Annotated in this window: 16 protein-coding genes and 1 tRNA gene; 10 read left to right on the top strand and 7 right to left on the bottom strand. The window is 72.0% G+C overall.

The genetic code is table 11. The annotated features are described in order from the left end of the window. Nucleotides 1–603 carry a GNAT family N-acetyltransferase gene (locus tag ACH4E7_RS02600; RefSeq protein ID WP_396247167.1) on the bottom strand — a complete coding sequence of 201 codons (603 nt, stop codon included), beginning with the start codon at nt 601–603 and terminating at the stop codon, nt 1–3. A 152-nt stretch (nt 604–755) separates the two neighbouring features. Then, complete coding sequence (locus ACH4E7_RS02595; RefSeq protein ID WP_355673658.1) at nt 756–2,039, bottom strand: adenylosuccinate synthase; 1,284 nt, start codon at nt 2,037–2,039, stop codon at nt 756–758. Between the two features lie 126 nt (nt 2,040–2,165). Here ACH4E7_RS02595 and ACH4E7_RS02590 point away from each other — a divergent pair, with 126 nt between their 5' ends. From ACH4E7_RS02590 to purM, 3 genes are all read left to right on the top strand, one after another. Next, nucleotides 2,166–3,032, top strand: coding sequence for a diacylglycerol kinase (locus tag ACH4E7_RS02590; protein WP_396247166.1), 867 nt, complete (start codon nt 2,166–2,168; stop codon nt 3,030–3,032). Between the two features lie 344 nt (nt 3,033–3,376). Continuing rightward, a complete protein-coding gene (gene purF / locus ACH4E7_RS02585; protein ID WP_355673656.1) occupies nt 3,377–4,960 on the top strand; it encodes an amidophosphoribosyltransferase in 1,584 nt (527 codons plus the stop codon). Nucleotides 4,961–5,060: 100 nt separating this feature from the next. Further along, nucleotides 5,061–6,191, top strand: a complete 1,131-nt coding sequence (purM, locus tag ACH4E7_RS02580) for a phosphoribosylformylglycinamidine cyclo-ligase (RefSeq protein ID WP_396247165.1) — start codon at nt 5,061–5,063, stop codon at nt 6,189–6,191. A 195-nt stretch (nt 6,192–6,386) separates the two neighbouring features. Here the strand turns inward: purM and ACH4E7_RS02575 are convergent, their stop codons facing one another. Further along, entirely contained in the window at nt 6,387–6,638 is a 252-nt protein-coding gene (locus ACH4E7_RS02575) for a DUF3073 domain-containing protein (protein WP_396247164.1), read from the bottom strand. 414 nt (nt 6,639–7,052) lie between these two features. Continuing rightward, complete coding sequence (locus ACH4E7_RS02570) at nt 7,053–8,210, bottom strand: Glu/Leu/Phe/Val dehydrogenase dimerization domain-containing protein (RefSeq protein ID WP_355673653.1); 1,158 nt, start codon at nt 8,208–8,210, stop codon at nt 7,053–7,055. A 197-nt stretch (nt 8,211–8,407) separates the two neighbouring features. Between ACH4E7_RS02570 and ACH4E7_RS02565 the strand changes: the two genes are divergently transcribed. Beyond that, nucleotides 8,408–9,319, top strand: coding sequence for a hypothetical protein (locus tag ACH4E7_RS02565; protein ID WP_396247163.1), 912 nt, complete (start codon nt 8,408–8,410; stop codon nt 9,317–9,319). A 487-nt stretch (nt 9,320–9,806) separates the two neighbouring features. Next, nucleotides 9,807–10,013: a developmental transcriptional regulator BldC gene (bldC, locus tag ACH4E7_RS02560; protein ID WP_014137253.1), complete on the top strand. Its 207-nt coding sequence runs from the start codon at nt 9,807–9,809 to the stop codon at nt 10,011–10,013. A gap of 359 nt (nt 10,014–10,372) precedes the next feature. On the opposite strand, the gene ACH4E7_RS02555 is transcribed toward bldC, so the two are convergent. Together ACH4E7_RS02555 and hrpA are read right to left on the bottom strand one after the other, a co-directional pair. Continuing rightward, nucleotides 10,373–10,446: transfer RNA gene (locus ACH4E7_RS02555), tRNA-Asp, on the bottom strand. A gap of 131 nt (nt 10,447–10,577) precedes the next feature. Next, nucleotides 10,578–14,555 (bottom strand): ATP-dependent RNA helicase HrpA, encoded by a 3,978-nt coding sequence (gene hrpA / locus ACH4E7_RS02550; RefSeq protein WP_396247162.1) that lies wholly within the window; start codon nt 14,553–14,555, stop codon nt 10,578–10,580. Nucleotides 14,556–14,696: 141 nt separating this feature from the next. Between hrpA and ACH4E7_RS02545 the strand changes: the two genes are divergently transcribed. The 3 genes from ACH4E7_RS02545 to ACH4E7_RS02535 all read left to right on the top strand — a co-directional run bounded on the left by ACH4E7_RS02545 (nt 14,697) and on the right by ACH4E7_RS02535 (nt 17,472). After that, nucleotides 14,697–15,215 carry a SigE family RNA polymerase sigma factor gene (locus ACH4E7_RS02545; RefSeq protein ID WP_396247161.1) on the top strand — a complete coding sequence of 173 codons (519 nt, stop codon included), beginning with the start codon at nt 14,697–14,699 and terminating at the stop codon, nt 15,213–15,215. Then, nucleotides 15,212–16,153 carry a hypothetical protein gene (locus tag ACH4E7_RS02540; protein WP_396247160.1) on the top strand — a complete coding sequence of 314 codons (942 nt, stop codon included), beginning with the start codon at nt 15,212–15,214 and terminating at the stop codon, nt 16,151–16,153. The genes ACH4E7_RS02545 and ACH4E7_RS02540 overlap by 4 nt, the downstream gene beginning before the upstream one ends. A gap of 110 nt (nt 16,154–16,263) precedes the next feature. After that, nucleotides 16,264–17,472: a serine hydrolase domain-containing protein gene (locus tag ACH4E7_RS02535; protein ID WP_396247159.1), complete on the top strand. Its 1,209-nt coding sequence runs from the start codon at nt 16,264–16,266 to the stop codon at nt 17,470–17,472. On the opposite strand, the gene ACH4E7_RS02530 is transcribed toward ACH4E7_RS02535, so the two are convergent. Further along, nucleotides 17,387–18,421, bottom strand: a complete 1,035-nt coding sequence (locus ACH4E7_RS02530; protein WP_396247158.1) for a LysR family transcriptional regulator — start codon at nt 18,419–18,421, stop codon at nt 17,387–17,389. The two genes, ACH4E7_RS02535 and ACH4E7_RS02530, sit on opposite strands and share 86 nt — an antisense overlap. 237 nt (nt 18,422–18,658) lie before the next feature. Between ACH4E7_RS02530 and ACH4E7_RS02525 the strand changes: the two genes are divergently transcribed. Further along, nucleotides 18,659–19,570 (top strand): zinc-binding dehydrogenase, encoded by a 912-nt coding sequence (locus tag ACH4E7_RS02525; RefSeq protein WP_396247157.1) that lies wholly within the window; start codon nt 18,659–18,661, stop codon nt 19,568–19,570. Nucleotides 19,571–19,595: 25 nt separating this feature from the next. Then, complete coding sequence (locus ACH4E7_RS02520; protein WP_396247156.1) at nt 19,596–20,642, top strand: alpha/beta hydrolase family protein; 1,047 nt, start codon at nt 19,596–19,598, stop codon at nt 20,640–20,642. Nucleotides 20,643–21,084: the final 442 nt, after the last annotated feature.

Raw genomic sequence — 21,084 nt, 5'->3', positions numbered from 1 at the left:
TCACCCGCGCGAAAGGCGTTCCGTCAGGCGGGACTTGGCGGCCGGCCACTCGTCCGCGAGCATCGAGAAGTAGGCGCTGTCGCGCCAGGTGCCGGTGGGGCGGAGCCGGTGGCGGCGGAGGACGCCCTCGAACTGGGCGCCGAGGCGCAGGATCGCGTTGCGGGAGCGCTCGTTGAGGGCGTCGGTCTTCCAGAAGACGCGGCCCATGCCGAGGTCCTCGAAGGCGTGGGTGAGCAGCAGCAGCTTGGCCTCGGTGTTGACCGCGGTGCGCCAGACCGAGCGGGCGTACAGGGTGCCGCCGATCTCCACGGACTCGTCCTTCGTGCTGAAGTCGTGGTAGCCGGTGATGCCGACGGCGGTGCCGCTCGCGAGGTCGACGGCGGCGAAGTGCACCGATTCCCCCTCGGCCGCCTCGGCGATGCGGGCGTCGAGGATCCTGCCGAGTTCCTCCTCCGAGGCGGGCGGGAGGTTCATGGTCCAGCGCCAGACCTCGGGCTCGGAGCCGACGGTGGCCCACAGGTCGGCGAGGTGGCGGCGCTCCAGCGGCTCCAGGCGGATGTGGCGGCCGGTGAGGGTGACGGGTGCGGGCAGCTTCGCGGTCATGATCCGAACGTAGCGTGACTCTGCACTAGATGCAATGGATCTTTGAACTAGTGCAAATAAGTCCGAAGGTCGAAGCGAAGGGCCCCGCAGGACGAATCCCACGGGGCCCTCGAAGCGCTCGGACGGCGCTCAGGCTCGGACGGCGCTCAGGCTCAGATGAACGAGTTGATCTGGATCGTCTCGTCCCGGCCCGGGCCGACGCCGATGGCGGAGATCGGCGCGCCGGACATCTCCTCCAGCGCCTTCACGTACGCCTGGGCGTTCTTCGGCAGCTCGGCGAAGGTCTTCGCCTTGCTGATGTCCTCGTTCCAGCCCGGCAGCGTCTCGTAGACCGGCTTGGCGTGGTGGAAGTCCGACTGGTTGTAGGGGAGCTCCTCGACCCGCTTGCCGTCGATCTCGTACGCGACGCAGACCGGGATCTGCTCCCAGCCGGTCAGCACGTCGAGCTTGGTGAGGAAGAAGTCGGTGAGGCCGTTGACCCGGGTCGCGTAGCGCGCGATGACGGCGTCGAACCAGCCGCAGCGGCGGTCGCGGCCGGTGGTGACACCGCGCTCGCCGCCGATGCGGCGCAGCGCCTCGCCGTCCTCGTCGAACAGCTCGGTCGGGAACGGGCCGGAGCCGACGCGGGTGGTGTAGGCCTTGAGGATGCCGATGACCCGGTCGATCTTGGTGGGGCCGATGCCGGCGCCGGTGCAGGCGCCGCCCGCGGTCGGGTTCGACGAGGTCACGAAGGGGTACGTGCCGTGGTCGACGTCGAGCAGGGTGCCCTGGCCGCCCTCCAGCAGGACGACCTTGTTCGCCTTGAGCGCCTCGTCCAGGACGAGGGTGGTGTCGGCGAGGAAGGGCTTGATCTTCTCCGCGTAGCCCAGGTACTCCTCGACCACCAGGTCGGCCGGGATGGTGCGGCGGTTGTACAGCTTGACCAGGATCTGGTTCTTGTCGTGCAGCGCCGCCTCGATCTTCTGGCGCAGGATCGACTCGTCGAACAGGTCCTGGACCCGGATGCCGACGCGGTTGATCTTGTCCGCGTAGGTCGGGCCGATGCCGCGGCCGGTGGTGCCGATCCGGCGCTTGCCGAGGAAGCGCTCGGTGACCTTGTCCAGGGTGCGGTGGTACGGCGTGATCAGGTGGGCGTTGCCCGAGATCAGCAGCTTGGAGGTGTCGATGCCGCGCTCGTTCAGGCCGGCCAGCTCGGAGAGCAGCACGGCCGGGTCGATCACGACGCCGTTGCCGATGACCGGCGTGACGTTCGGGCTGAGGATGCCGGAGGGGAGCAGGTGCAGGGCGTACTTCTGGTCGCCGATGACCACCGTGTGACCGGCGTTGTTGCCGCCCTGGTAGCGGACGACGTAGTCGACGGAGCCGCCGAGGAGGTCGGTGGCCTTCCCCTTGCCCTCGTCTCCCCACTGAGCGCCAACGAGCACGAGTGCCGGCACAGGCGTACACCCCTTCCGGTTGGGGCATCCTGCGTAGGCCGCTGTCTGCCCCGAGATAGACGAAGCCCCTGGCGCAATGGCGCAAGGGGCTCTTGCACCGAGAGATTACCTGAGGAAGGACCGGTCGTGTCGTCCCTGTCCACGCCTGCAACCAGCGGCCCCGAGCCGATCCTGCTGCTCCTCGACCCGGTGGCCCGGCGGACCGACGGCGAGTCGGTGCGGATCGCGAAGGACGTGCTCTGCGGGGGTACGGACGTCAAGGTGGCCTATCCGGAGAGCCCGTCCGAACTCGACCGGGTGCTTTCGCACCGGGGTCGGCGGCGACCGGTGGTGATCGGTTCCGATCTCGCCCTGCAGCGGGTGCTGCAGGCACTGCATCGCCACCGTGAGCTGGGCGCGGATCCGGTGGGCATGGTTCCGGTAGGGCGCACGGAGGAGCTGACGACGGCCCGTGCGCTCGGCGTGCCGGGGGAGCCGGTACGGGCCGCGCGCGCGGTGCTCTCGGGCGCGCCGCGCACCTTCGACCTGCTGGTGGACGACGGTGGCGGGGTGGCGCTGGGCGGGGTGCGGATCACCGGTGGCGGTACCCGCCGGTTGGTGGGTCGTCCGGGTGGCTGGCGTTCGCTATGGGCGAAACTGGCTGCGGCTGAGCAGGCGAACGCACTCGCCTCGGAGGCCGTCGATTGCAGCCCCCGGGTCCGGGTCGAGGCGGACGGCCGGCTGCTCGCGGACGTGCACCGGCCGGTCCGACTGGTGCAGCTGACCCTGCCGGGTGGCGGCGGGGACACCGAGGGCGCCGGGGAGGACGCCGAGGGCGTGCTGGAGGTGGTGGTCCGCGCGCCGGGGGCGCTCGTGCGCGCCCGGGCCGCGAGCGTCTCGGTGGTCGGCCGCGGCTTCGGCTACGAGGCGGACGGCCACCCGGTCGGCCCGGTCCGCGCCCGGACCTGGACGGTGCACCCGGGCGCCTGGGGGCTGCTGCTGCCGGCCGCGTGAGGACGCGCGCGAAGACCCGTACGAATGCCCGCGCGAAGACCCCCGCGAAGACCCGCGCGAAGGCCGCCGAGGAGGGGGCCCGCCGCGTGAACCCCGGCTGAACCCCGGGTGAGCAGGCTCACGTTCGAGCCCGCCCCGACAACCACCGTTCCACACACGGAACTGCGCACCGAACTCCCCAACAGGCGCGAACCGCAAGGCCAACCGCCACCCGCCGGAATTCCCCCCACCCGAAATCCCCAGCCCGTAAGGGGTTTTGTCTACGCGCGTTACTCCGCGAGGACCGGACAAACCCGCAGTCCCGCGTTCCGGAAGCCTGTGCCAACTGCCCTAGACTCGAAGGCGTGCCACGTGGTGACGGAAGACTCAACCACGATCTTCTTCCCGGCGAGAAAGGCCCCCAGGACGCGTGTGGCGTCTTCGGTGTCTGGGCTCCCGGCGAGGAGGTCGCCAAGCTCACGTTCTTCGGCCTTTATGCCCTGCAGCACCGCGGTCAGGAATCCGCGGGCATCGCAGTGAGCAACGGCTCCCAGATTCTCGTCTTCAAGGACATGGGACTCGTCTCCCAGGTCTTCGACGAGGCCTCGCTGGGGTCGTTGCACGGGCATATCGCCGTCGGACACGCCCGCTACTCGACCACCGGTTCCTCGGTCTGGGAGAACGCCCAGCCGACCTTCCGGGCGACCGTGCACGGTTCGCTGGCCCTCGGGCACAACGGAAACCTGGTGAACACCGCCGAACTGGCGGCCATGGTCGCCGAACTGCCCGGCGAGGAGCACGTCTCCCGCTCCGGCCGGACCGCCGCGACCAACGACACCGACCTGGTGACCGCCCTGCTGGCCGGCCACCCGGACCTCTCCATCGAGGAGACGGCCAAGGTCGTGCTGCCCAAGGTCAAGGGCGCCTTCTCGCTCGTCTTCATGGACGAGAACACGCTCTACGCCGCCCGCGACCCGCAGGGCATCCGCCCGCTGGTGCTCGGCCGGCTGGAGCGCGGCTGGGTGGTCGCCTCCGAGACGGCGGCGCTGGACATCTGCGGCGCCTCCTTCATCCGTGAGGTCGAGCCCGGCGAGCTCATCGCCATCGACGAGAACGGCATGCGCAGCTCCCGGTTCGCCGAGGCCAAGCCCAAGGGCTGCGTCTTCGAGTACGTCTACCTGGCCCGCCCCGACACCTCCATCGCCGGCCGCAACGTGCACCTCTCCCGCGTGGAGATGGGCCGCCGCCTGGCGAAGGAGGCCCCCGTCGAGGCCGACCTGGTGATAGCGACGCCCGAGTCCGGCACCCCCGCCGCGATCGGCTACGCCGAGGCCAGCGGCATCCCGTACGGCTCCGGCCTGGTGAAGAACGCCTACGTGGGCCGCACCTTCATCCAGCCCAGCCAGACCATCCGCCAGCTCGGCATCCGGCTCAAGCTGAACCCGCTGCGCGAGGTCATCGCCGGCAAGCGCCTGGTGGTCGTGGACGACTCGATCGTCCGCGGCAACACCCAGCGCGCGCTGGTGCGGATGCTGCGCGAGGCGGGCGCCGCCGAGGTGCACATCCGGATCTCCTCGCCGCCGGTGAAGTGGCCCTGCTTCTTCGGCATCGACTTCGCCACCCGCGCGGAGCTGATCGCCAACGGGATGACGGTGGAGGAGATCGGCCGCACGCTCGGCGCCGACTCGCTCGCCTACATCTCGATCGACGGCATGATCGAGGCCACCAAGCAGCCCAAGGACAAGCTCTGCCGGGCCTGCTTCGACGGCGAGTACCCGATGGAGCTGCCGGACCCGGCGCTGCTCGGCAAGCTCCTGCTGGAGGCCGAGATCAAGGGCGGCCAGCAGCAGCCCGCCGTCCGCGGCAAGCCGACCAGCGGCAGCGACCTGGACGGCGTCCAGTCACTGCTCGGCGGGGCGGGCGCGGCCGACGCGCTGCGCCGCCCGTAACGAGTCCACGGTGGGGTCCCGCGAACCGGGACCCCACCGCTGTTCCACCCCCCTCCGCTGTAACGAACCGCCCCCACCAGACCCGAAAGGGCCGCACGCAGTGACCTCCCACCCGTCACCCCCCGCCACCCCTAACGGAGACGCTTCGCGTCACACCTCCAGTGGCGCCACCTACGCCGCCGCCGGTGTCGACATCGAGGCGGGCGACCGCGCCGTCGAGCTCATGAAGCAGTGGGTGAAGAAGGCCAACCGCCCCGAGGTGGTCGGCGGTCTCGGCGGCTTCGCCGGCCTCTTCGACGTGTCCGCCTTCAAGGACTACGAGCGCCCGCTGCTGGCCTCGGCCACCGACGGCGTGGGGACCAAGGTGGCCATCGCGGCCGCCATGGACAAGCACGACACCATCGGCCACGACCTGGTCGGCATGGTCGTCGACGACATCGTGGTGTGCGGCGCCGAGCCGCTGTTCATGACCGACTACATCTGCGTCGGCAAGGTCGTCCCGGAGCGGGTCGCCTCGATCGTCAAGGGCATCGCCGAGGGCTGCGCGCTGGCCGGCTGCGCCCTGGTGGGCGGCGAGACCGCCGAGCACCCCGGCCTGCTCGGCCCGGACGAGTACGACGTCGCGGGCGCCGGCACCGGCGTGGTCGAGGCCGACGCGCTGCTGGGCGCCGAGCGCGTCCGGGCCGGCGACGTGGTGATCGCGATGGCCGCCTCCGGCCTGCACTCCAACGGCTACTCGCTGGTCCGCCACGTGCTGCTGAACGAGGCCGGCTGGAAGCTGGACCGCAAGGTCGAGGAGTTCGGCCGCACCCTCGGCGAGGAGCTGCTGGAGCCGACCCGGATCTACTCGCTGGACTGCCTGGCGCTGATCCGCGCCACCGAGGTGCACGCCTTCTCGCACGTCACCGGCGGCGGCCTGGCGGCGAACCTGGCCCGGGTCATCCCGGACGGCCTGCACGCCCGCCTGGACCGCGGCACCTGGACCCCGCTGCCGGTCTTCCGGACCGTCGCCGAGGTCGGCAAGGTGGCCACCCTGGAGATCGAGAAGACGCTCAACATGGGCGTCGGCATGGTCGCCGTCGTCCCGCCGCACTCGGTGGACGTGGTGCTGTCGATCCTGGAGGACCGCGGCGTCGAGGCCTGGCTGCTCGGTGACATCGTCGAGCGCACCGACGCGCACGAGGGCGGCGCGGCCCTCTACAACGCCTACGAGGGCTTCACCGCGGGCTGAGCCGCCGGGAATGCGGGCTGAGCTCGTCGAAGACCGTGAGAGGGCCCCTCCGGCGCGCCGGAGGGGCCCTCTCACGTCCCCCGGAGGGGGAGACGTCAGGCGGAGCGCTCCCCTCGTCGGAGGGGGACGGTACGCGGGAACGCCGAAGACCGGTCCGGCGCCGTGGGCGTCGGACCGGTCCGGTGAAGCTGTGGGTTACGAGCGGCGGGAGGCCCGCGACGGCCCGGCACCCGGCTCGTTGTCGTCCTCGTCGTCGACGGCGTAGCGGGCGGCGTACTCCGCGTACGGGTCGTCGTCCTCTTCCTCGACCGGCTCCGGCTCGATCGAAGGCGTGGACGGCGATACGCCCAGCTCGTTGGACAGACGGTTAGCGTCGAACCCGCCGCTGTTGTACTTCAGCTCGCGGGCGACCTTCGTCTGCTTGGCCTTGGCCCGGCCGCGCCCCATGGGTCGACCCCCTCAACGATGGGGCTCACGGCCCCGAGTCTGACACGTGTTCATGATCAGGACCGGCCTGCCCGAATGGGAGGACCGTCCCTTGGAGCATTAACGGTACCTGTTTCCGCCGCTGGACGGTACGTCGTCGGTGTGACGTGGCGCGCACCGACTGCACCCGAGACCAAGTCTTCCCAGGTCAGGGGAGGTTTTGCGGCGATTTGCGCGCTGTCCGGAGGTGTCTGAGGTCCGTCGTTCCAGGACTGATTATCCCCCCTAGGGGGACCTCGGATCACCCGTTCGGGCGGAGAAGTGAGAATCCGGTTCCACATCGTGATGCGCGGGGGTCTGGGCCCCTCCTGCCCGAGGGCGGGCAAGGAGGGCGGGTGGAGCCCCCCGCGCATCCGATCATCGGAGCGGGTCCGATCAGCCGCGGCGGGCGCCCGGCAGCAGGACCGTGCGCAGCGCGCTGATCTCGCGCATCCGCTTCTCGGCCAGGCGGTCGGCGGCGACCGCCGGCGGGATGCCGTCGGAGGCGGCCCGGGTGAAGATCTCCAGGGTGGTGTCGAAGATCTTGGTGGCCTTGTTCTTGGCCCGCTCGAAGTTGAAGCCGTCGATCTCGTCGGCGACCTGGATCACGCCGCCGGAGTTCACCAGGTAGTCGGGGGCGTACAGGATGCCGCGGTCGGCCAGGTCCTTCTCGACGCCCGGGTGGGCCAGCTGGTTGTTGGCCGCGCCGCAGACGATGGAGGTGCCGAACTCGCCCAGGGCGGCGACGACGGCGTCGGTCAGCGCGCCGCCGAGGGCGCAGGGGGCGTAGACGTCCAGCTTGGCCTGGAGCAGGGCGGCGGTGTCGGCGACCACCTCCACCTCCGGGTGGGCGGCGCGCACGCGGTTGACGGCGGCCTCGAAGGGGTCGGTGACGACGACGGTGGCGCCGTCCGCGACCAGGTGGCCGACCAGGTAGTGGCCGACCTTGCCGACGCCGGCGACGCCGACCCGCTTGCCGCGCAGGGTCGGCTGGCCCCAGCGGGCCTGGGCGGAGGCGCGCATGCCCTGGAAGACGCCGAAGGCGGTCAGGATGGACGAGTCGCCGGCGCCGCCGTGCTCGGGCGAGCGGCCGGTCACGAACTCGGTCTCGCGCGCGATGACGTCCATGTCCTGCACGTAGGTGCCAACGTCGCAGGCGGTGATGTAACGGCCGCGCAGGGACTCCACGAAGCGGCCGTAGGCCCGGAGCATCGCCTCGTTCTTGTCCTTGTTCGGGTCGCCGATGATGACGGCCTTGCCGCCGCCGAGGTCCAGCCCGGCCAGCGCGTTCTTGTAGGACATTCCGCGGGACAGGTTCAGCGCGTCCTCCAGGGCCGCCTCCTCGGAGGCGTACGGGAAGAAGCGGGTGCCGCCGAGGGCGGGGCCCAGCGCGGTGGAGTGGATGGCGATGATCGCCTTGAGCCCGGAGCTGCGGTCGTGGCAGAGGACGACCTGCTCGTGGCCGTCGCCGGGGGCGCCGTCCTGCTCGGTGCGGAAGATCCTGCTGAGCACGCCGGGTGCGGGGTGCGTGGCGGGGGTCTGTACGTCGGTCACTGTGGTGACTCCAGTAGGGAAGGCCCGCTGCTGTGGTGCGGGCGCCTATGGCGAAGAGTAGTCGCGCCCGGGCCGCCGATCCGCCCTCTTGTCCGAGCTTGTGCCGGTTGTCCGAGGGGTGAGACGGGAGAGGTGCGCGGTGCGGGCGCGAACGGTTCGGGGGCGCGCCCTCCCGGGGCCGGGCGGCCCGTGCGACCATGCAGGACGTGACCGTCGTACGTACTTCCGTACAGCCGCCCTACGCCGCCCACCTGCGGGTCTACGAGCCGCTGGCCGCGTACCCGGAGCCCGAGCGGGCGCGTTGGCAGGCATACGCGGCGGAGCACGGGCCGGACGCCGCGCAGGCGGCGCAGCCGGTGGCGGCGGCGGTGCTGGAGGAGCAGCGGGAGGCGCTCGCGGAGCTGGCCGCCCGCACGCCCCGGGCGCTGCCGGAGCGGGAGAGCGGGCGGGCCTACCTGCGGGTGGTGGACGGCGTACTGTACGTCTGCCCGTGGGCGACCAGGCTGCGGAGCTGGCAGGCGCTGGAGGAGCTGCGGGAGGGGGCTCCGGTGGCCCTGCTGGACGCCGCGGTGCCGCCGGTGGCCCGGGCGGCCGCCGAGGCGGACCGGGAGCGCTGGCGGGCCGAGCACCCGGACGCCCGGCCGTGGATCCTGACCAGCCGGTGGGAGGTGCCGGTGCGCTGGTTCCTGCCGTTCGGGGACGAGGACCGGTGCTTCGTGCCGGGGGGAGGGGGAGCGGAAGGGGTGAAGGGGGAGCGGGGGCGGCCGGCGGCGCTGTTCTACCTGGTGCCGATGGCCCAGGCGCGGCGGCGGGTGGCGCGGGCCTTCCGGGCGCTGCGCGAGGCGGTGCCGGACGGGGAGTTGGTGCGGGGGGCGGAGCGGGTCGGACGGTGGCTGGAGGAGTTCCACCCGCGCTCGCTGGTGGAGCTGGACTACGGGGGGCTGGTGCATCTGCTGGGGCCGGAGCGGCTGTTGGCGGACCGTTCGGCGGGGGAGCTGGAGGAGGGGCTGCGCGCGCTGCGGGCGGGGGACACCGCGGAGGCGCTGCGCGTGTACGGGGAGCTGACGGCGCGGTGGCGCCGGGTGTTGGTGCTGCGGCACGCGAACTGACGTCCGATCGCCCGTGTATGACTGTAAGAGTCCTCGGGGTACGACTCCGATGACCAAGGTCCCGGTTCGGGTCAATAGCTGCCGAACGTGACACTACTCACCGTTGACGCGAACTTACCCCTATGTGCAAAAATGGGACAACCAGCCCAACTTCACGTGAGCGTGCCCACTTTTGGGTGGTTCTGGAATCGATGCGTGCTTTGCGGGGAAACGGTAGGGTCTGGTCCCCTCGTAACCTGATGTCACCATCGCGTGACTGTCCGTTATGGGGTGGTCCATCGCCATCCGTCGGCCTTGAGCCCGTGAGGGGTCAATTTTGGCGGTTTGGTCGATAGGGCTGGACGGATGGTGTAGTTGTAGACACCAGGACAAGCCGTTCGTCCTATAACCGACTCGGCCCGTCTATGCCATTTCGGGCATCGCGGGCCAAGGTGCAGAATTTGAAGGATAGAACCGCCCTGGTTCGGTTCTCCCGAGGAGGCCGCTCATGACCGCTCGTACCCCTGATGCTGAGCCGCTGCTGACGCCGGCAGAGGTTGCCACCATGTTCCGCGTGGACCCGAAGACGGTCACCCGCTGGGCCAAGGCCGGCAAGCTGACGTCGATTCGCACGCTCGGTGGTCACCGCCGTTACCGTGAGGCGGAGGTGCGCGCTCTGCTGGCCGGGATTCCCGCTCAGCGCACTGAGGCCTGATAGGCCAAAGGCTCTTTAAAGGGGCCGCTAACCGGACTCCGCCGGGTCCGGTTAGCGGCCCCTTTGTCGTGCCCGGCGCCCGGCTCCCGGGCGCCTTCCGGTCGGTCGGAATGGCGAGCTCCGGATAACGATTTGATGCGAATGGGGCGGGGGGGATTTACAGTGAATAACAGTGCAATTTTACATATTAAATTACTGGGGTCTCCGAGGGGTCTTTCCGGGTCCGATTCACGGAGGGGGTGAGTGACGACTGTCACGCGGTTCGTCACTTGTGGTCTGGACCTAGTCCGGGGTACGAGCCGGACGGCAAAAACGCGAGAGGCCCGGAACCTGACGGTTCCGGGCCTCTCGCACTACGGCGATCCCGACGGGACTTGAACCCGCGACCTCCACCTTGACAGGGTGGCGAGCTAACCAACTGCTCCACGGGACCAGAGTGTTCTGATCTCGTTCACTCGCTTGCCGCGCTGCGAACAAGACAGATCGTAGCCCATGGTGGGCCCCCAGGTCGAACTGACTCCTGAAGGCCCACCCGCAGCTCAGGGCGTCGCCCCGCCGCCCGGGTCAGAGCGTCGCCCGGGCGGCCTCCATCGCCTTCACGATCCGCTTCTCCGAGACCGGGCTCGGCGTGCCCAACGACTGGGCGAAGAAGCTGACCCGCAGCTCCTCGATCATCCAGCGGATCGCCCGCACCTCCTCCGACGGTCGGCGTCCGGCCGGCACCGCCGCCAGCAGCTCCCCGTAGGCCTGCTGCACCTGCTGGACCTTCAGCAGCTGCTGGGCGTCCCGCTGGGGGTGGTTGGGCAGCGCCTCCAGCCGGCGGTCCACCGCCAGCAGGTAGCGCTTGAGGTCGGGCAGCCGCTGCCAGCCGGTGGCCGTCACGAAGTCCGGGTGCACCAGCGAGGCCAGGTGCAGCCGGATGTCGTTCACCGCGTTCAGCAGCACCGGGCTGCTCACCGTCTTCAGCCGGGTCGAGGCCTTGTGGAAGGCGATCAGCGCGGTGGCCGTCTTCAGCGTGGTGTCCGCGGACAGGTCGTACAGGTCCGCGCGCACCTTGTCGTGCAGCTTGCCGAAGGCCGCCTCGTCCCAGGCCGGGCCGCCGTTCAGGGCCATCAGCCGGTCGGTCGCGGCCGACACGATGTCCTCGAACAGGGCGGTGATCGAACCGTGCGGGCTGTGCGAGAGCGCCAGCTTCGCCTGGTTGCCCAGCCGCCCCTGGATCGACTTGGCCGGGGAGTTGACGGTCAGCATCAGCAGCCGGCGGGTGCCCTCCCACATCGCCCGGGCCTGCGCCTCCGGGGTGTCGAACAGCTTGACGCCGACCGAAGCCCCCTCGTCCACCAGCGCCGGGTAGGCGCGCAGCGAGTGGCCGCGGGAGCGCTGCTCGAAGGTGCGCTGGAGCACCGGCAGCCCGGCCGGCCAGGCGGTCAGCCCGCCCTGCTCGATGCCCTGGCCGGAGGCCGCCGAGGAGAGCGTCTCCTTCAGCTTCGGCTTGAGCCTCAGCCGCAGCTCCTCCAGATCCTTGGACTCGGCGAGCTTGCGGCGGCCGTCCACCACCCGGAAGGTCACCTTGAGGTGGTCCGGCACCCGCTCGTCGTCCCAGGCCTCCGGCGGCACGGTGACCGCCGTCAGCCGCTTCAGGGCGTGCTCCAGCGACGGCAGCAACGGCTCCTGGCGGTCCTTCACCCCGCGCAGCGCCGCCTTGGCGAAGTCCGGCGCGGGGACGAAGTTGCGCCGGATCGCCTTCGGCAGCGACTTGATGTACGCGGTGACCAGCTCCTCCCGCAGACCGGGGATCTGCCAGTCGAAGCCCTCCGCGGTGACCTGGTTGAGCACCGGCAGCGGGATGTGGACGGTCACGCCGTCCGCGTCGCTGCCCGGTTCGAACTGGTAGGTCAGCTTGAAGCGCAGCTTGCCCTGCTGCCAGTGGTCCGGGTAGTCGGCCTCGGTGACGCCGCCCGCGGCGTCGTTGATCAGCATCGACTTCTCGAAGTTCAGCAGGTCCGGCTGCTCGTGCCGGGCGTTCTTCCACCAGGAGTCGAAGTGCCGGGTGGAGACGATGTCGTCGGGCAGCCGGGCGTCGTAGAAGTCGAACAGGGTCTGGTCGTCCACCATGATGTCCCGGCGGCGGGCCCGGTTCTCCAGCTCCTCGACCTCGCCGAGCAGCTTGCGGTTCTCGGCGAAGAACCGGTGGTGGGTCTCCCAGTCGCCCTCGACCAGGGCGTTGCGGATGAACAGCTCGCGACAGAGCTCCGGGTCGATCCGCCCGTAGTTGACCTTGCGCTGGGCGACCACCGGAACCCCGTAGAGGGTCACCTTCTCGTACGCCAGGACGGCGCCGGCCTTCTTCTCCCAGTGCGGCTCGCTGTAGCTGCGCTTGATCAGGTGGCCGGCCAGCGGTTCGACCCACTCCGGCTCGATCTTGGCGTTGATCCGCGCCCACAGCCGGGAGGTCTCCACCAGCTCCGCCGACATCACCCAGCGCGGCGGCTTCTTGAACAGGCCGGAGCCCGGGAAGACCGCGAAGCGGGCGCCGCGCGCACCGCCGTACTCGCGCTTCTCCACGTCGAACAGACCGATGTGGGAGAGCAGGCCGGCCAGCAGCGACTGGTGGATCCGGTCCGCGTCCGGCTCGGCATCGGGATGCGGCTCCTCGATCGTGACGCCCAACTGCTTCGCGACGGTGCGCAGTTGGGTGTAGATGTCCTGCCACTCCCGTATCCGCAGGTAGTTGAGGAACTCGGCCTTGCACATCCGGCGGAAGGCCGAGGAGGAGAGCTCCTTCTGCTGCTCCCGGATGTAGCGCCACATCGACAGGTAGGCGAGGAAGTCGGAGGTCTCCGAGTTGAACCGGCGGTGCCGGTCGTCCGCGGCCTGACGCTTCTCGGCGGGGCGCTCGCGCGGGTCCTGGATGGAGAGCGCGGCGGCGATCACCATGACGTCGCGCACGCAGCCGTTGCGGTCCGCCTCCAGCACCATGCGGGCCATCCGCGGGTCCACCGGGAGCTGGGCGAGCTTGCGGCCGAGCGGGGTCAGGCGCTTGCGCGGGTCCTTCTCGTCCGGGTCCAGCGCGCCCAGCTCGTGCAGCAGGTGCACGCCGTCCTTGATGTTGCGGGAGTCCGGCGGGTCCAGGAACGGGAAGGCGGCGATGTCGCCGAGGCCGGCCGCGGTCATCTGCAGGATCACCGAGGCCAGGTTGGTGCGCAGGATCTCGGCGTCGGTGAACTCGGGGCGGGAGAGGAAGTCCTCCTCCGAGTACAGCCGGATGCAGATGCCGTCCGAGGTGCGGCCGCAGCGGCCCTTGCGCTGGTTGGCGCTGGCCTGGCTGATCGCCTCGATCGGCAGCCGCTGCACCTTGGTGCGGTGGCTGTAGCGGGAGATCCGGGCCGTGCCCGGGTCGATCACGTACTTGATGCCGGGGACGGTCAGCGAGGTCTCGGCCACGTTGGTGGCCAGCACGATCCGGCGCAGGTTGGAGCGCTGGAACACCCGGTGCTGCTCGGCCGAGCTGAGCCGGGCGTACAGCGGCAGGATCTCGGTGTTGCGCAGCTTCAGCTTGGTGAGCGCGTCGGCGGTGTCGCGGATCTCGCGCTCGCCGGAGAGGAAGACCAGGATGTCGCCCGGGCCCTCGTCCTGCAGCTCCTGGGCGGCGTCGCAGATCGCCTGGACCTGGTCCCGGTCGCGGTCGGCGGCGTCGTCGTCCTCGTCCTCCTCCAGGACGGGCCGGTACCGGACCTCGACGGGGTAGGTGCGGCCGGAGACCTCGACGATCGGGGCGTCGCCGAAGTGCCGGGCGAAGCGCTCCGGGTCGATGGTCGCGGAGGTGATCACGACCTTGAGGTCGGGACGGCGGGGGAGCAGCTGCTTGAGGTAGCCGAGCAGGAAGTCGATGTTGAGGCTGCGCTCGTGCGCCTCGTCGATGATCAGGGTGTCGTACTGGCGCAGATCGCGGTCGGTCTGGATCTCGGCCAGCAGGATGCCGTCCGTCATCAGCTTGACCAGGGTGTCCTGGCCGACCTGGTCGGTGAACCGGACCTTCCAGCCGACCGCCTCGCCGAGCGGGCTGTTCAGCTCCTCCGCGACGCGCTCGGCCACCGTGCGGGCGGCGATCCGGCGCGGCTGGGTGTGGCCGACCAGGCCGCGCACGCCGCGGCCCAGCTCCAGACAGATCTTCGGGATCTGGGTGGTCTTGCCGGAACCGGTCTCACCCGCGACGATCACCACCTGGTGGTCCCGGATCGCCTCCAGGATGTCGTCCTTCTTCTGGCTGACCGGCAGCTCGGCGGGATAGCTGATCCTCGGGACGGCGTTCCGGCGCTGCTCGATCAGCAGCTCGGCGCGGTCGATGTCGGCGGCGATCTCGGCGGCGACCTTCTGCCGGGCCTCGGCCTTGCGGACCCGGCGGGCCCCCTCCAACCGGCGCCCGATCCGGACCTGGTCGCGCAGGGTCAGCTCGGGCAGGCGGGCGGCCAGCTCACCGATTCCGGGACCCTCGGCGGGTGCGGGGGCGGACTGGACTGCGGGAGAACTCACTGCGGGCATCCCTCTAGGTTCGCAAGGAGGTACAGCGGAGCGCACCTCGGTTTTCGAGCCCCTCCAGTGTCACAGCCGCCGGCGTGGAATCGCGAACGACGGGCAACGGTCGGCCGCGGTTCCGGGCTCTAGGGGGTCGAGGAGGTGCTCATGAGAGCCCAGAAGACCGCCCGGGACGAGGAGTTCCGGGCGTTCGCCGGCAGCGCGTGGTCACGGCTGCTGCGGACGGCGTACCTGCTGGCGGGGGACCGTCACGGCGCCGAGGACCTGGTCCAGCAGGCCCTGGAACGGGCCTACGTCCACTGGAACAAGGTCCGCGCCGCGGACGACCCGAACGCCTACGTGCGCCGGATCCTGATCAACGAGCACGCCCGGCGGTTCCGGCGCAGACCGACCGAGTACCTGGTCGAGGCCTTCCCCGACCGGCCCGGCCCGACCGGGCCCGATCCGGACGACCGGGCCGTGCTGCTCGCCGCGCTCGCCGCCCTGCCGCCCCGCCAGCGCGAGGCCGTCGTACTGCGGTACTGGGAGGACCTCAGCGAATCCCAGACCGCGGCGGCCATGGGCTGCTCGGTCGGCACGGTGAAGAGCCAGGCGGCCAGGGGACTGGCCAAGCTCCGGGAGATCTCCTCACTCAGCGAGCTGACGACCATCGGAGGCGGAAGATGAGCAACGAGGACATGGCCGGGGCCGAGGCCGCGGCGTCGTACGGGCTGAGCGACGTGGCCGAGAGCCTTGAGATCGGCGCCGTGCCGTACGACCGGCTGCTGGCCGGGGGCCGGCGCCGACTGCGGCGCCGGCGGCTGCTGACCGGTGGCGCGGCTGCGGTGCTGGTCGTGGCCGTGGCCGGGGCGGGGACGGCGATCGGCGGGTACGGGCGGGGAGCCGGCGGCGCCCCGGCGGCCGCCGTTTCCTCTGCGGCTGCGATCGCTTCGGGCGGATCGTCGGCCTCGGGTGCGCCGACGGTCGCGGGTGCGCCGACGGCGGTGGCCACCCCGACGGCTTCGGCCGCTGCGTCCGGGCCCGCGCGGGACCCGTTCACACCGATCCGGGTCAAGGTCCGCGACGGCACCGTCAACGGCCACGCCCTGGAGGCCTGGGTCGCCCTGTGGCCGGCGGCCCCTACCGCGGAGGACGGCCTCAAGCAGGGCCGGCTGATCTGGGAGGAGCGGCGCGCCGCCGACGCGGACCTGTCGTCGAACCCCGAACAGAGCGGCAACCCGGCCTGGGATCCGCACAGGGACCGGGTCGACGTCTATCTGACCGCGGACGGCAAGCGGCAGCCCGGAGACTTCGTGGAGGCGACCACCGCCCCGGGCGGGACGGCGAAGGGCGGATCGGAGGACGTCATCAAGGGCGTGATGCTCAACCGCGTGGTCGGGGAGGCGGGCCGCCCGGACATGGTGGTCGTCCCGGTCGGACCCGAGGTCGCGAAGGTCGTGGTCACCTGGAAGACCGGCGGCTCCGTCGAGGCGGTGCCGGTCGCGGTCGGGGACTCCCCGGTCCACTGGTACGCCGTCGTCCGCAGGCCGGGCTCCACCGACAACACCGCCACCTCCTACGCCGCGGACGGGTCGGTGCTGCGGAGCCAGACCACCTGGTGGTGATCCGGCGCCCGGGCACGGGTTGAGCCGCCGCCGCACCCGATTGTCAGTACCGCACGTCACAGTGGACCGGTGGCGTGACGAGGCGTCGACGATCGGGAAGGCGGTGGCCGATGGGCGGCGCGAAGGGTCTGTCCGAGGACCGGTGGGGGCGGATGCGCGACGTGCTGTCCGGGCACGTCGAGCGGGGCGGGGTGCCCGGCCTGGTGGCCGCCGTCGCGCGGGACGACGACCTCCACGTCGAGGTGCTCGGCAGCCGGGACACGGCCGGCACCGCCCCGATGCGGCGGGACACCCTCTTCCGGATCGCCTCGATGACCAAACCGGTCACCGCGGTGGCCGCGCTCACCCTGGTCGAGGAATGCCTGCTGCGGCTGGACGACCCGGTCGACGACCTGCTGCCCGAGCTGGCCGACCGCCGGGTGCTGCGCCGGCCGGACGGCGAGCTCGACGACACCGAGCCCGCCGTCCGGCCGATCACCCTGCGCGACCTGCTCACCTTCGGCCTCGGCTACGGCTTCGCGATGCTCCCGCCGTCCGCGCCGATCGTCCGGGCGACGGCCGAGCGCGGCGTCGACGTCCGGCCGCCCCGGACGGACTACCCCGAGCCGGACGAATTCCTGCGCCGCCTCGGCGAGTTGCCGCTGCTGCACCAGCCCGGGGCGGGCTGGCACTACCACACCGGCTCGACCGTCCTCGGCATCCTGCTCGCCCGCGCCTGCGGCAAGCCGCTCGGCGAGGTGCTGCGCGAACGCGTCCTCGACCCCCTCGGCATGCGGGACACCGGCTTCACCGTCCCCGCCGACCAAGTGCACCGGCTCCCCGTCGAGTACGTGCGCGACCGGGCGAGCGGGCGGCTCGTCCCGTACGACGACCCGGCCGACAGCGCCTGGGCCCGGCAGGCGCGCCTCGACGACGGCGGCGGCGACCTGGTCTCGACGCTGGACGACTACCTCGCCTTCGCCCGGATGCTGCTGGCCGGCGGCGAGGGCGCCGGAGGCGTCCGGGTCCTCTCCCGGCCGGCCGTCGAGCTGATGACCACCAACCACCTCAGCGCCGTCCAACTCACCTCCTCCGCGCCGCTGTTGGGGCGTGACGAGCTCACTGGCTGGGGCTTCGGCGTCTCCGTCGCCACCACCCGCACCGGCCTCGCCGCCCCCGGCCGCTACGGCTGGGACGGCGGACTCGGCACGGTTTGGTTCAACGACCCGACCGAACGGCTGACCGGCGTCCTGCTCACCCAGCGGATGTTCGAGAACCCCGCTCCACCGGCCGTGGCGCGCGACTTCGAGGTGCTCGCGTACCAGGCCCTGGCGGGGTGAGCGCGGCCTCGTCGGCGTCCGGGAGCCAGTCGCGGACCGGGTCGTACTCCAGCCACCGGCTGCGGGCCGCCTCCGTCGTGAACGCCTCCAGCAGCTCCTCCAGCCGGGGGTGCGGGTCGGTGCCCGGGTCGGCCCGCCAGAGCAGCGACCAGGCGTAGAGCGGGGTCGGGCCGGCCAGCGGGACGGTACGGACGCCGGGACGGTCGGGGAGCGGGCCGTCCGCGGGGACGAGCGAGAAACAGGTCGGATCGGCCCGGACCTGCTCGACGAAGTGCTCCAGGCCCAGATTGGTCGAACCGACCCGGTCGGTGATGCCGAAGCGGGCGGCGAAGCGGGTCAGGAAGTCCAGCCGGTCCACCGCCGCCGGATAGCGCAGCACACTGCCGCGCAACTCCACCGGGCTCAGGGTGTCCCGGCCCGCCAGCGGGTGATCGGCGGACAGCAACGCGTCCACCGGCTCCAACCGGACCAGCCGGTGCCTCAGCCCGGCGTCGGCGCCGTCCGGCAGGGCGTGCACCCGGCCGAACCCCGCATCCGACTCCCCGCGCAGCAGCGCCGCCGCGACCGACGGCAGATCCCGCCCCGGCACCGGCTCCACCTCCAGCCCCGGCGCCGCGTCCACCGCCTGCGCCAGCGTCCGCATCGGCGCGTACAGGTGCCCCCACACATCGATCCGCAACGGCCGCCCGGCCCCCCGCACGGACGCCACCGCCCGCTCCCCCTGCGTCAGCACCCGCCGGGCCGGCTCCAGGAACCGCAGCCCCGCCCCGGTCAGCCCCACCCCGCGGGCATCCCGCTCCAACAACCGAACCCCGAGCGTCGCCTCCAGCCGCGCCACCCGCTTCGACAGCCCCTGCTGACTGATCCCCAACCGCCCGGCCGCCCGCCCGAAGTGCAACTCCTCGGCCGTGACGACGAACGCCCGCACCTGCCCCAGATCCAGATCCACCCGGGCACCTTAGGCGGTGGGCCGGGCGCGCGGGCGGCGTGGAGGCGCCGTCGGTGGGGCGTTCACGGTGTGGGCCTTCGCGGCGCTGCTCGGGGGGCCGGTGCTTTCCGGCCCGTGGCGCACCCCCCTTCCTCCCCGCCCGACAACCGTCGGTTGTCGTCGCCCGCCGCCGGTTGTTGGACCGGCCGGTGGCGGGCGCGGTGAGCTGGAGGCCGATCAAGCGGAGGGAGTGCGGGGATGAAGGCGCTGGTGGCGGAGGGCGGGACGGTGCGGCTCACGGAGGTGGAGCAGCCGCGGCCGGGGGCCGGGGAGGCGCTGGTGAAGGTGGAGGCCTTCTCGGTGAACCGTGGCGAGACCTTCCAGCTGGAGGCGCCCCGGCCCGGGTGGCGGCCGGGGAAGGACGTCGCCGGGCTGGTCGTGCAGGCCGCCGCCGACGGGTCGGGGCCAGGGGTGTGCCGACGGGTGGTCGGCCATCCGCCGGCAGGGGGGTGGGCCGAGTACGTGTGCGTGCCGACCTCCTCGCTCGCCGAGCTGCCCGACAGCCTGGACGCCGTACGGGCCGCCGCGCTGCCGCTGGCCGGCCTCACCGCGCTGCGGCTGCTGCGGACCGCCGGGGCGCTGGCCGGGCGGCGGGTGCTGATGACCGGGGCCTCCGGCGGGGTGGGGCACTACTTCACCGAGCTGGCCGCCGCGGCGGGGGCCGAGCTGACCGTCGTCACCGCCTCCCCGGAGCGCGGCCACCGGCTGGCCGAACTGGGGGCCGCCGAGGTGCTGCACGACCTCGGCGAGGCGCGCGGCCCGTACGACCTGGTGCTGGAGTCCACCGGTGGCACCGCCCTGCCGCTCGCACTGGCCCGGCTGGCCGGGCGCGGCACCCTGATCTGGTTCGGCCAGGCCTCCCGGACGCCCGCCACGCTCGACTTCTTCGACTTCTTCAAGGGCCCCGAGTCGGCCACCCTGCGGCACTTCCACTACGCCGACTCCGACGTGCCCGACGGCGAGGACCTGGCCACCCTGGTGCGCCTCGCGGCGGAGGGCCGGCTGACCCCGGAGCTCGGCCGGGTCGCGCCCTGGGCGGAGACCGCCGCCGTGCTCACCGACCTGCGAGAGCGCCGGATCCGCGGCAAGGCCGTTCTGACCGTCGCCTGAACCCCGCCCGAAAGGAACTCCCACCGTGTCCGTCCTCGACACCCCCGGCCTGTTGCCCGCCTTCGTCGCGGAGAACCGCCCCCGCGCCCACGGCGCCGGCCTCGACCCGTACGAGTACACCCGGGTGACCGCCCCGCTGACCACCCTGCGCGACTGGCCGGCCGCCTTCGGCGCCGCCGGGCGCCGGTACGCCGTGGCGGCCGAGCGCGCCGCCGCCGAGGGCCGTACGGTCACCGCCGGAACCGCCTACCGCGACGCCGCCCGCTGGTTCCACGTCGCCGGGCTGCTCCCGCACCCCGACCGGGCAGCCGCCGCCCGGCTCGCCGCCGAGGCCGACGAGGCGATGCGGCGGGCGCTGGTGCTGCTGGAGCCGACCGCGGAGCGGGTGGAGGGCGAGGGCTTCGCGGGCTGGCTGCGCCGCCCGGCCCCGGAGGGTGAGCCGGCCCCGGTGGTGGTGGTCGTACCGGGCATGGACTCCGGCAAGGAGGAGTTCCACGCGGTCGCCGAGGCCCTGCTGGTCCGGGGGGTCGCGGTGCTCGCGATCGACGGGCCCGGGCAGGGCGTCCTGGCCGCCACGAGCGCGCCGGAGCCGGACTACCACCGGGTGGTCGGCCGCGCCCTGGACGCGCTCGCCCACCGCGACGGCCTGGACCCCGCCCGCACCGCCGTGATCGGCCTCAGCCTGGGCGGCTACTACGCCGCGACGGCCGCCGCCCGTGAGCCGCGGCTGCGCGCCGCGGTGACGGTCAGCGGCCCGTACCGGCTGGACTGGGGGCACCTGGTCCCGTTCGTCACCGAGACCCTCGCCCAGCGCTGCGGTGGCCCCGAGGCGGCCCGCGCCTTCGCGGCCCGGGTCGACCTGACCGCCCTCGCCCCGGCGATCACCCTCCCCCTCCTGGTGGTCGAGGGCGGTGAGGACCGCATCCCGGGCGTCACCAACGCCACCGCCCTCGCCTCACACGCCCCGAACGCCGAGCTCCTCCTCGTCCCCCACGGCAACCACCTCCTGGGCACCGCCCTCCCCGACTGGCTCCCCGCCACCGCCGACTGGCTCACCACCCGGCTCGCCTGAGCGGACCCGGATCCGTCGGCGTCGGACACCCGGCGTCGGGACCCGGCCGCCCGGAACGACGAAAGCCCCCGTAGCGAACTCGCTACGGGGGCTTTCCGATTGTGGCCAGGGCCGGGGTCGAACCGGCGACCTTCCGCTTTTCAGGCCAACCTGGGGGCGCGCTATGCCCCGGTTCGGGTGATTCCGTCGTCCGTGGAAGGCCGCCTTCGGCCCTCGTCGTCCATGCCGGTTGGCGTCAGCGTTGGCGTCCACCGGCTCGGACGAGTCGGTTGGGCTCACCAGTCGAGGGCGCGAAGCCGCTGGTTCGTCCGGTGCAGGTCGAAGCGGGTCGGGTCGAAGCCGGCCGCTGTTTCGAGGCATGGACGACCAAGACCCACCTCATCCTCGACCTGCGCAGTGAGGACGAGAGCGGAGACTGGGACGAGGGTGCCGAGGACTCACT

Origin of the sequence: Kitasatospora sp. NPDC018058 (assembly GCF_044327205.1) — a bacterium.
Lineage (GTDB): Bacteria > Actinomycetota > Actinomycetes > Streptomycetales > Streptomycetaceae > Kitasatospora.
This window is presented reverse-complemented; position numbering and strand designations above follow the sequence as displayed.